The following is an 11041-nucleotide window of genomic DNA, read 5'->3' on the forward strand; positions in this document are numbered from 1 at the left end:
GAGCATTTCATCATGAGCGACAGCAGCAACAAGCGTTTCGACAGACTCGTCGGTCCCGGCGAAAGCCTGCGCATGATGGAGTCGCTCAAGCGCGGCGCCACGCGGCGCGACATCCTTTCGATGCTGATGGCCGGCGGCATGCAGGCCACGCTGGCCGGCGGCATCGCGGGCGCGGCGATGTCCGCCCATGCGCAGACGCCCAGGAAGGGCGGCCGCCTCCGGGTGGCCGGCGCCACCGCCGCGGCGACCGACACGCTCGACCCGGCCAAGCAGTCGAACCAGACCGACTACTCGCGCTGCAACATGGTCTACAACGGCCTCACCTCGCTCGACGGCAGCCTCGCGCCGCAGCCCGCGCTGGCCGAATCGTTCACCACCAAGGACGCGAAGACCTGGGTCTTCACGCTGCGCAAGGGCGTGAGCTTCCACGACGGCAAGGCCCTTTCGCCCGCCGACGTCGTGTTCTCGGTCATGCGCCACAAGGACCCCGCCACCGCCTCCAAGGCCAAGGTGCTCGCCGACCAGATCGAGAGCGTCAAGGCCAGCGGCCCGAACGAGGTGACGATGGTGCTCAGCGCGCCGAACGCCGACCTGCCGGTGATCCTGGGCACCTTCCACTTCCAGATCGTCAAGGAAGGCACCACCGACTTCAACGCCGGCATCGGCACCGGCCCGTACAAGCTCAAGGAATTCAAGCCCGGCGTGCGCTCGCTGATGGTGCGCAACGACGCCTACTGGAAGCCCGGCAAGCCCTACCTCGACGAGATCGAGTTCGTGGGCATCGGCGACGAGAGCGCGCGCGTCAACGCGCTGCTGTCCGGCGGCATGGACCTCGTGGGCTCGGTCAACCCCCGCTCGGTGGAGCGCGTGAAGGGCACGCCCGGGTACGGCATCTTCCTCACCCAGTCGGGCCAGTACTCCGACCTCATCATGCGCAAGGACACGGGCCCCGGCGCCAACCCGGATTTCGTGCTCGCGATGAAGCACATGTTCGACCGCGAGCAGATGAAGAAGACCATCGCGCTCGACTACGCGGTGATCGGCAACGACCAGCCGATCGACCCGACCAACCGCTTCCACTTCGCGGGCCTGCCGCAGCGCCCGTTCGACCTCGACAAGGCCAAGTTCCACCTGCAGAAGTCCGGCGTCACCGGCAAGGTGCCGATGGTGGCTTCGCCGGCGGCGCTCTACTCGGTGGAGATGGCGCTGATGCTGCAGCAGACCGCGCAGCGCGCGGGCCTGGAGATCGACATCAAGCGCATGCCGGCCGACGGCTACTGGTCGAACCACTGGCTCAACAGCCCGGTGGGCTTCGGCAACGTCAACCCGCGCCCGAGCGCCGACGTGCTGCTGACGCAGTTCTTCCAGTCGGGTGCGGCGTGGAACGAGTCGCGCTGGAAGAGCGAGAAGTTCGACCAGCTGCTGCTGGCCTCGCGCGCCGAGACCGACCTGGCCAAGCGCAAGCAGATGTACGCCGACATGCAGACCATGATCCACCAGGACGCCGGCATCGGCATCCCGCTGTTCCTTGCCAGCATCGACGGCCACAGCGCCAAGCTCAAGGGCCTGTCGCCGATTCCGCTCGGCGGCCTGATGGGCTACAACTTCGCCGAGAACGTGTGGCTGGAAGCCTGATCCGCGCGCCGGAACATTCTTCATGAACCACGTGATCCTCAAGCTCCTCGTCCAGCGCATCGCGCTGGCGCTGCTGTCGCTGCTGGCGGTGTCGGTGATCGTGTTCTCGATCACCGCCGTGCTGCCGGGCGATGCAGCCCAGGAGCAGCTCGGCCAGGAAGCCACGCCCGAGGCGCTGGCCGCGCTGCGCACGCAGATGGGGCTGGACGTGCCGGCGCCGCGGCGCTACGCGCAATGGCTGCTCGGCATGGCCAAGGGCGACCTCGGCCGCTCGGCCACCACGCAGATGCCGGTGTCGGAACTGGTGGCAAGCCGCCTGCCCAACTCGCTGCTGCTTGCCGCCGTGACGGCCCTGTTCTCGGTGCCGATCGCGCTGGCGCTGGGCATCGCCTCGGCCGTGTGGCGCGGCTCCTGGTTCGACCGCGCGGCGTCCACGTCGGCGGTGGCGGTGGTGTCGGTGCCGGAGTTCCTGGTCGCGACGCTCGCGGTGCTGGTGTTCGCGGTCAAGCTGCGCTGGCTGCCGGCGCTCTCCTTCGTGAACGAGATCGAGTCGGTCGGCCAGCTGCTGCGCGCCTTCGCGATGCCGGTGCTGGTGCTGTGCTGCGTGATCGTCGCGCAGATGATGCGCATGACGCGCGCCGCGGTGATCGACCAGCTCGAGGCGCCCTACATCGAGATGGTGCGGCTCAAGGGTGCATCGCCGATGCGCATGGTGCTGGCGCATGCGCTGCCCAACGCGGTCGGCCCGATCGCGAATGCGGTGGCGCTGAGCCTGTCGTACCTCCTGGGCGGCGTGATCATCGTCGAGACGATCTTCAACTATCCCGGCATCGCCAAGCTGATGGTCGACGGCGTCTCGCAGCGCGACATGCCGCTGGTGCAGACCTGCGCCATGATCTTCTGCGCCGGCTACCTGATCCTCGTGACGGCAGCCGACATCTGCGGCATCGTCGCCAACCCCCGACTGCGCCACCGCTGAGGCGAGCCCTATGGAAACATCCACCTCCTCATCGGCCCTCGGCGCCACGGCCGCTGCCGTCGCAGCGCCGAGCGAGCAACGCGGTCGGCATCCGCTGCGCTGGCTTCGCGGCTTCGGCGTCTCCGGCCTGCTGGGCCTCGCGGTGCTGCTGTTCTGGCTGGTCGCGGCCGCGCTCGGGCCCTGGCTGCTGTCGCACTCCTCGGGCGCCATGGGCGGCAACAGCGTCTTCGCGCCCATGAGCGCGGCGCACTGGCTGGGCACCGACTACCTCGGGCGCGACATGCTGGCGCTGATCGTCGAAGGCGCACGCTACACGGTCGGCGTCGCGCTGCTCGCCACGCTGCTGGCCAGCGGCACCGGCACCACGCTGGCGCTGCTGGCCGCGGCCAGCGGGCGCTGGACCGACACGCTGCTGAGCCGCTGCCTCGACACGCTGACCGCGATACCGAGCAAGATGTTCGCGCTCATCATGGTGGCGGGCTTCGGCTCCTCGGTGCCGATGCTGGTCGTGACGGCGGCCATCATCTACGTGCCGGGCGCCTATCGCATCGCACGCTCGCTGGCCGTCAACATCAACGCGCTCGACTACGTGACCGTGGCGCGCACGCGCGGCGAGGGCACGCTCTACGTCATGCTGCGCGAGATCCTGCCCAACATCCTCGGGCCGATGCTGGCCGACCTCGGCCTGCGCTTCGTCTACACCGTGCTGCTGCTGGCGAGCCTGAGCTTCCTCGGCCTCGGCATCCAGCCGCCGGCGGCCGACTGGGGCTCACTGGTGCGAGAGAACATCGGCGCACTGGCCATGGGCGGCGCCTCGGTGATCGTGCCGGCGCTGGCCATCGCGAGCCTGACCATCTCGGTCAACCTCGTCATCGACAACCTGCCGGGCCGCGCCGCCCGGGAACGAGGAACACGCTGATGGGCGCCCCACTCAAGGTCCAGGACCTCTGCATCACGGCCGGCGCGAGCACGCTGGTCGACAAGCTGAGCTTCTCCGTGCAGCCCGGCGAGGTGCTGGCGCTGATCGGCGAATCGGGCTCCGGCAAGACCACCACCGCGCTCGCGCTGATGGGCTTCGCGCGCCAGGGCTGCCGCATCTCGGCGGGCAGCGTGCATGTCGGCGACATCGACGTGCTGGCGCTCGATGCATCGCGGCAGCGCGCGCTGCGCGGACGCACGGTCACCTACATCGCGCAGAGCGCGGCGGCTTCCTTCAATCCATCGCGCACGATCATGGACCAGGTGGTCGAGCCGTGCCGCATCCACGGTCTGTGCACGCGCGCCGAGGCCGAGGCGAAGGCGATCCAGCTGTTCCGCGAGCTCGCGCTGCCCGAGCCGGAGACCATCGGCGCGCGCTACCCGCACCAGGTGTCGGGCGGCCAGCTGCAGCGGCTGATGGCGGCCATGGCGCTGATCGCCGACCCCGACCTCGTGATCCTCGACGAGCCGACCACCGCGCTCGACGTGACGACGCAGATCGAGGTGCTGCGCGCCTTCCGTCGCGTGGTGCGCGAGCGCCGCGCCACGGCGGTGTACGTGAGCCACGACCTCGCGGTGGTGGCGCAGATGGCCGACCACATCCTGGTGCTGCGCAACGGCCAGATGCAGGAGGTGAATGCGACCGAGCGGATCCTTGCGACGCCGGCCCATGAGTACACGAAGTGCCTGTTGGCGGCTGCCCGCCCGGCGCCGCGCGAATCCGGCACGACAGCGGGCGGTGCCGAACTGCTGCTCGAGGTGCGCGAGCTTTCTGCCGGCTATGGCCCTGTCGACGCGCAGGGCCGGCCGGCCAAGCTGATCCTCGAGAACATCGATCTCAAGCTCTACCGGGGCCAGGCGATCGGCGTGATCGGCGAGTCGGGTTCGGGCAAGACCACGCTGGCACGCGCCGTCGCCGGCCTGCTGAAGCCCTGCCAAGGCAGCGTGCTGTTCAACGGCCGCGCGTTGAAGCCGACGCTGGCGCAGCGCGAGCGGGAAGAGCTGCGCCAGATCCAGATCGTGTTCCAGATGGCCGACACGGCGCTGAACCCGTCGCAGACCATCGAGCGCATCCTGGCGCGGCCGCTGCAGTTCTACAAGGGCCTGCGCGGCGAGCCGCTGCAGCGGCGCATCCGCGAGCTGCTCGACCTGGTGAAGCTGCCGCAGACCGTGGCCGGGCGCCTGCCGGGTGGCCTCTCGGGCGGGCAGAAGCAGCGCGTCAACCTGGCGCGCGCGCTGGCGGCCGACCCGGACCTGATCCTGTGCGACGAAGTCACGTCGGCGCTGGACACCGTGGTCGGCGCGGCGGTGCTCGACCTGATCGCGGAGCTGCGGCGCGAACTGGGCGTGTCGTATCTCTTCATCAGCCACGACCTGCACACGGTGCGCGCCGTGTGCGACGAGATCGTCGTCATGCAGCACGGCCGCAAGCTCGCGCAGGTGGCGCGCGTCGACTACGACCGCGGCCCGCACCACCCCTACTACGAACTGCTGGCGCGCTCGGTGCCCGAGCTGCGCCGCGGCTGGCTCGACGAGATGGACCGCGCGGCCGTCCACGCATCATGAGAAAGACCGAAATGACACCCACCTTCCGCATCGCGCTGATCGCCGGCGACGGCATCGGCAAGGAAGTGATGCCCGAGGGCCTGCGCGTGGTGCAGGCCGCCGCGGCGCGCTTCGGCTTCGAGCTCGACTGCCGCACCATCGACTGGGCCAGCTGCGACTACTACGCGCAGCACGGCCAGATGATGCCGGACGACTGGAAGGAGCAGCTCAAGGGCGTCGACGCGCTGTACTTCGGCGCCGTCGGCTGGCCCGCGACCGTGCCCGACCACGTGTCGCTCTGGGGTTCGCTGCTGAAGTTCCGCCGCGAGTTCGACCAGTACATCAACCTGCGCCCGGTGCGCCTGTTCGAGGGCGTGCCCTGCCCGCTGGCCGGCCGCAAGCCCGGCGACATCGACTACCTCGTGGTGCGCGAGAACACCGAGGGCGAGTACACCTCGCTCGGCGGCGTGATGTACGAGGGCACGGAGCGCGAGATCGTGATCCAGGAATCGGTCTTCTCGCGCCATGGCGCCGACCGCGTGCTGCGCTACGCCTACGAGACCGCGCGTGCACGCAAGCGCAAGCACCTGACGGTGGCCACCAAGAGCAACGGCATCGCGATCAGCATGCCCTGGTGGGACGGCCGCGCCGACGCGGTCGGCCGCGACTTCCCCGAGGTGACGGTCGACAAGCAGCACATCGACATCCTGTCGGCGCGCTTCGTGCTGCAGCCCACGCGCTTCGACGTGGTGGTGGCGAGCAACCTGTTCGGCGACATCCTCTCCGACCTCGGGCCAGCGACCACCGGCACCATCGGCCTCGCGCCGTCGGCCAACCTCAACCCCGAGCGCAAGTTCCCGTCGCTGTTTGAGCCGGTGCACGGCTCGGCGCCCGACATCTACGGCCAGAACATCGCCAACCCCATCGCCATGATCTGGTCCGGCGCGCTGATGCTGGACTTCCTCACGCAGGGCCAGGGCGCGGGCCGTGCAGCGCACGACGCGATCCTGGCCGCCATCGAGGCAGTGCTGCGCGACGGTCCGCGCACGCGCGACCTCGGCGGCTCGGCCAGCACCACCGAAATAGGCATCGCGATCGCCGAGCGCGTGACGGCATCCTGAAGAAAGACTTTTATCCCATGACACTGGAACTCGAAAACAAGAACCTGATGCCGGGCCGGCATCTCATCGGCGGCGAATGGCGCGACGCGAGCGATTCGCGCCGCCTCGACGTGACCGACCCCGCCACCGACGCCGTCTTCGCGAGCGTGCCCGACGGCACGGCCGCCGACGCGCGCACCGCCGTCGATGCCGCGCACGCCGCGTTTCCCGCCTGGCGCGCGGTGCCCGCCAAGCAGCGCGCACAGATCCTCAAGCGTTGGAACGACCTCGTGATCGCGCACCAGGAAGACCTGGGCTGCCTCATCTCGCGCGAACAGGGCAAGCCGCTGGCCGAGGGCCGCGGCGAAGTCGCCTATGCGGCCAGCTACATCGAGTGGTTTGCAGAGGAAGCCACGCGCGCCAATGGCGACGTCATCCCGGCGCCCGTGCCAGGCCGGCGCATGTTCGCACTGAAGGAACCCGTGGGTGTGGTCGCGGCGATCACGCCGTGGAATTTTCCGGCGGCCATGATCGCGCGCAAGATCGCGCCGGCCCTCGCCGCAGGCTGCACGGTGGTGTGCAAGCCCGCCGAGGACACGCCGCTGACCTCGCTGGCCCTGGTGGCGCTGGCCGAGGAAGCCGGCGTGCCGCCGGGCGTGCTCAACATCGTCACGGCCTCGCGCGAGCGCACGCCCGAGGTGGTCGACGCCTGGCTCGACGACGCGCGCGTACGCAAGATCACCTTCACCGGCTCGACGCCCGTGGGCAAGCACCTCGCGCGCCGTTCGGCCGACACGCTGAAGAAGCTGTCGCTGGAGCTCGGCGGCAATGCGCCCTTCATCGTGTTCGACGACGCCGACATCGATGCCGCGGTGGAGGGCCTGATGGCCGCCAAGTTCCGCAATGGCGGCCAGACCTGCGTGTGCCCGAACCGGGTCTTCGTGCAGGCCCGCGTGCACGATGCATTCGTCGACAAGCTGGCTGCGCGGGTCGGTGCACTCGAAGTCGGCCCCGCCACCGAGCCCGGCTCGCAGATCGGCCCGATGATCAACGCACGCGCTGTCGAGAAGATCGAGCGCCACGTGCGCGACGCCGTCACCCGGGGCGCGCGCATCGTCGTCGGCGGCGAACGGCTGCGCTCCGCGCGCTGCGACGGCCCCAACTACTACGCGCCCACCGTGCTGGTGAATGCCGATGCGACCATGGAATGCAGCTGCGAGGAAACCTTCGGGCCCGTGGTGCCGGTCACGCGCTTCGAGAGCGAGGCCGAGGTGATCGCCGCCGCCAACGACACGCCCTTCGGGCTCGCGGCGTACTTCTACTCGAGCGACGTGCGGCGCATCTGGCGCGTGGCCGACGCGCTGGAGTCGGGCATCGTCGGCATCAACGAAGGCGCGCTGGCGGCCGAAGCGGCGCCCTTCGGCGGCGTGAAGGAATCGGGCTATGGCCGCGAAGGCTCGGTGCATGGCCTGGACGACTACATGCACACCAAGTACGTCTGCCAGGGCCAGCTGGCGGGGCCGGTCTAGAAGAAACCCGCTACGCTGCAGCCAGTGCCGCCACCTCCGCGCTGCCCAGCGCGCCGCCGTAGATCCGGAAGTCGTCGATGCGGCCCTTCAGGTACGGGTCGCTGGAATACTGCGAGCGGCCCAGCCAGTTCTGCGTCGTCGTGCCGAGGTCGATGGGCGCAAGGCTCATCTGCGTGTTGGAGCCGGCTTCGATGCCGTCCACATACAGGGCGCCGAGCGCGCCGGACACGGTCACCGCGACGTGCACCCAGCGGCCGGTAGGCAGCGCCACCGAACCGTCGATCACCTGCTCGTTGTAGCCGTGCTCGGTGCTGATAGAGAAGCGCGGCACGCCGCTGCTGTTGCGGGCCGCCAGCATCATGTAGCGGCGCGTGCCGGAACCGAAGTCGAAGACCCGCGACCATGTCGCGAGGGTGTCGATGTACAGCCAGGCGGTGATGCTGAAGTCGGCGAGGGTCTTCGCCACGCCCGCCGGCAGCGCGACATGGCCGTTCGTGCCCGCGAGGGCGACGGCGTTGCCCTCGCGTCCGGCCGTCCAGGTCGCGGCGCCCTGCAGTTCGCTGGCCGCGAACCGGCCGGTGGCGTCGGCGGCCTGGGTGCCGGTGGATTCGTCGAACTTGAGCTGCAGCAGCAGCTCGGCCTCGAGTGCTGCCCTTTCCTCGTTGGAGGCAGCACTCTCGCCCGATGCGCTCACGGCGACGACCACGTAGTACCAGACATCGCCGGCCGCGACGCCGCTGTCGGTGAAGGTGAGCACGTCGGTGATGCCCGAGGCGATGTCGGTGTAGGGCCCGCCCGCGGTGCTCGCGCGCTTGACGGTGTAGCTCTGCGCGTCGGGACAGCCCCACCACGACAGCACCACCTGCGTGGCGCGCACCCGCGCCGTGAGCCCGCTCGGCCTGCCCTGCGCCGCGAGCGGATCGCGCGTGAAGGTCAGCGTGCCGAAGCCCAGCTGGTCGCCGTTGCCGCCGTCGAACTCCGGCCGCATCTGTGTCGCCTGCAGCGAGGTCCAGGGCGTGGCGATGCCGAGGCGATGCGCGTAGTGGTTGTAGACGCTTTCCCAGACGACGCGCCGACTCCCCTGGCTTCCCGACGAAAGCACCGACTGCGTGCCCTGCCTGTTGATGTTGGTGAAGAAGGGCACGGTGTAGAAGGTGCCGGTGCTGCTGTCGATCAGGTTGGACTTGGCGACGTACTCGGCGCCCGCGAGAAAGCGGTTGTTCTCGTAGCTGTACGTGTCGTCGCCCTGGTTCCACGCCATCTCGTGGAACGCGCCCGCCAGGCCGATGCCCAGCGTGCTGTGGCCCTGATCGCGGCCGCTTTCCTGCCACTGGCCGAGGTAGCCGGGATGCACGTGATAGACCGCCTGCAGGCCCGCGCCGTTGCCCTGGCCGGTCTTGTAGTAGCTCATGGCCTCGTCGTAGATGTCCTGCCGGTCGCACAGCACGCCGATGGCCAGCATCGCGGCCAGCGTGCACTGGTCCCAGTTGGCCCAGTAGTTGGTGATCTCGGAGCCGTTGTGGTTGATCAGGAAGCTGTGGTTGAGCGGATAGAACACGGTGAGCATCATGTTCTGGAAACGCGCGAAGTCGCTCGCCGCCCAGCCCTCGTAGGTGCGCATAATCTCGGCCGCGTTGGCGAACTGGTAGCCATAGATGCCTGCCGCCAGGAAGCGGTCGGCGTTGCCGGTGAGCGTGGTCAGCGTGGACGACCATTCATTCAGGAAGACCACTGCCAGATCGGCGTAGCGTTTGTCCTGCGAGACCTTCCAGCGCAGCGCCAGCTGATAGGCGCGTGCGATGTCGATGTACATCTGTGCGAAGTTCTGGCCGTCTCCGCCGCGGATCACCGTGGCCAATGGCCTGGGCGCGGCGCCCAACTGGGCCCGGCCGTTGGAAGTCAACGCGTTCCAGCCGTCGAGCCAGGGCTGCGCCCGGGCCTCGACCTTCTGGCGCATGCGTTCGAAATCGGCCTCGGTGTGCAGCAGGCCGGGGTGGACGAACTTGCGCGCTTGCGACGCGGGCACCGGGTCAGTCGCCCCGGGGACGACCGCGTCGGTGTCGGCAACCACTGCATCGCCCGAAGCGGCAGCAGCCTGTTGCGGCACGGCACCCGAAGCGCCGGCGAGCCACCCCGCGCCACCGCCTCCACCACCCCCCCCGCAGGCCGTCGTTCCCAGCGCGAGAGCGCTTGCCGCGCCGAGAAAGAAGACACGGCGATCCAAGGAAGCGCAGTTCCCGTCATCCAACGAATGCGTCATTGCCAAATATTTTGTAAAAAAATGATTCAGCAACATGCGTGCCACTCGATGCTCCGGGGCGAACCGGCGCCACCGGTAGCACCGATGGGTACATGGGCGCCGCTGCATCGGCGATGTGCGCGTTCCGGATGACATTCGTTGTCACGCGAGGCCGGCGGCGAGGCCAGGAATGTCAGCAAGCCGGGGGCGCGGCGCCAGCACCGCCTCCGCGGTGGCGCCGCTATTCCTTCATTTATTCGCGCAGATTCGAACCCGCACGCGAAGCTGCCGACTCATACGCAGCGGCCGTCACCGAAGCTCCTGCCGTGGCGCCCGCCTCGAGTGAGCACCATGCGGCTGAAGGCTTGCCTGCCTCGAGCGAACACCATGCGGCCGAAGGCTTGCCCGCCTCGAGCGAACACCACGCGGCCGAAGGTTTGCCCGCCTCGAGCGAACACCACGCGGCCGAAGGCTTGCCCGCCTCGAGCGAACACCACGCGGCCGAAGGCTTGCCAGCCTCCAGCGAACACCATGCGGCCGAAGGCTTGCCCGCCTCCAGCGAACACCATGCCGCCGAAGGCTTGCCCGCTTCGAGCGAACACCATGCGGCTGAATCCTTGCCCGGCTCGCGACGAGGCGCCGGCTCGCCGAACTCCTCGGCAGACAAGCGCTGCATCTCCAGGAAGGCTTCCTGCAGCGCCTTGGCGTCATCCTCGCCGCGCAGGCCGAGGTACGGGAAGTGGTGCAGGAAATGGCCGAAGGTGGCGTCGCAATCGGCTGCGTACTTTCTCGTGTCGAGGATGTGCATGTGCCAGAAGCGGTCGACGTCCTGCTCGGGAGCGAGCGTCAGGTCGGGGTGCTTGGCGTGCAGTATCAGGTAGCGCTTGTAGGCCACCTCCATCTGGTCCGCGTAGCCGGCCGACCAGCCGTAGCCGTCCTCTTTGCGGCTGGCCTTGAACTTGATCAGGGTGAGGTCGAGCGCCTGGATGGCGGCGATCGTCTGCTCGAGTGTTTTGCCTTGGGTGGAATCGATCAT

The 11041-nt window shown here is 68.9% G+C and carries 8 protein-coding genes; 6 read left to right on the forward strand and 2 right to left on the reverse strand.

Annotated features, from left to right (window positions below; genetic code table 11):
- Positions 1 to 12 precede the first annotated feature (12 nt).
- The 6 genes from ASC92_RS11965 to ASC92_RS11990 are packed head-to-tail and all read left to right on the forward strand — an operon-like array spanning position 13 to position 7766.
- The gene (locus tag ASC92_RS11965; RefSeq protein ID WP_056515228.1) at positions 13 to 1635 is read left to right on the forward strand and encodes an ABC transporter substrate-binding protein; all 1623 of its coding nucleotides are present in this window, start codon (positions 13 to 15) and stop codon (positions 1633 to 1635) included.
- 22 nt (positions 1636 to 1657) lie between these two features.
- Entirely contained in the window at positions 1658 to 2614 is a 957-nt protein-coding gene (locus tag ASC92_RS11970) for an ABC transporter permease (protein ID WP_056515231.1), read from the forward strand.
- Positions 2615 to 2624: 10 nt separating this feature from the next.
- Positions 2625 to 3533, forward strand: a complete 909-nt coding sequence (locus ASC92_RS11975) for an ABC transporter permease (RefSeq protein ID WP_056515235.1) — start codon at positions 2625 to 2627, stop codon at positions 3531 to 3533.
- Positions 3533 to 5158 (forward strand): ABC transporter ATP-binding protein, encoded by a 1626-nt coding sequence (locus tag ASC92_RS11980; RefSeq protein ID WP_056515238.1) that lies wholly within the window; start codon positions 3533 to 3535, stop codon positions 5156 to 5158. Before ASC92_RS11975 ends, ASC92_RS11980 begins: the two co-directional genes overlap by 1 nt.
- 11 nt (positions 5159 to 5169) lie before the next feature.
- A complete protein-coding gene (locus tag ASC92_RS11985; RefSeq protein ID WP_056515240.1) occupies positions 5170 to 6258 on the forward strand; it encodes a tartrate dehydrogenase in 1089 nt (362 codons plus the stop codon).
- Between the two features lie 17 nt (positions 6259 to 6275).
- On the forward strand, positions 6276 to 7766 hold the full coding sequence (locus tag ASC92_RS11990) for an NAD-dependent succinate-semialdehyde dehydrogenase (RefSeq protein WP_056515244.1): 1491 nt from the start codon (positions 6276 to 6278) through the stop codon (positions 7764 to 7766).
- Positions 7767 to 7776: 10 nt separating this feature from the next.
- Here ASC92_RS11990 and ASC92_RS11995 read toward each other — a convergent pair whose 3' ends face one another.
- Together ASC92_RS11995 and ASC92_RS12000 are read right to left on the reverse strand one after the other, a co-directional pair.
- On the reverse strand, positions 7777 to 10026 hold the full coding sequence (locus ASC92_RS11995; protein WP_056515247.1) for a LamG-like jellyroll fold domain-containing protein: 2250 nt from the start codon (positions 10024 to 10026) through the stop codon (positions 7777 to 7779).
- A gap of 232 nt (positions 10027 to 10258) precedes the next feature.
- Positions 10259 to 11041 (reverse strand): glycine-rich domain-containing protein, encoded by a 783-nt coding sequence (locus ASC92_RS12000; RefSeq protein ID WP_235505799.1) that lies wholly within the window; start codon positions 11039 to 11041, stop codon positions 10259 to 10261.

The sequence above is a fragment of the Variovorax sp. Root411 genome (genome assembly GCF_001425205.1).
GTDB lineage: Bacteria > Pseudomonadota > Gammaproteobacteria > Burkholderiales > Burkholderiaceae_C > Variovorax.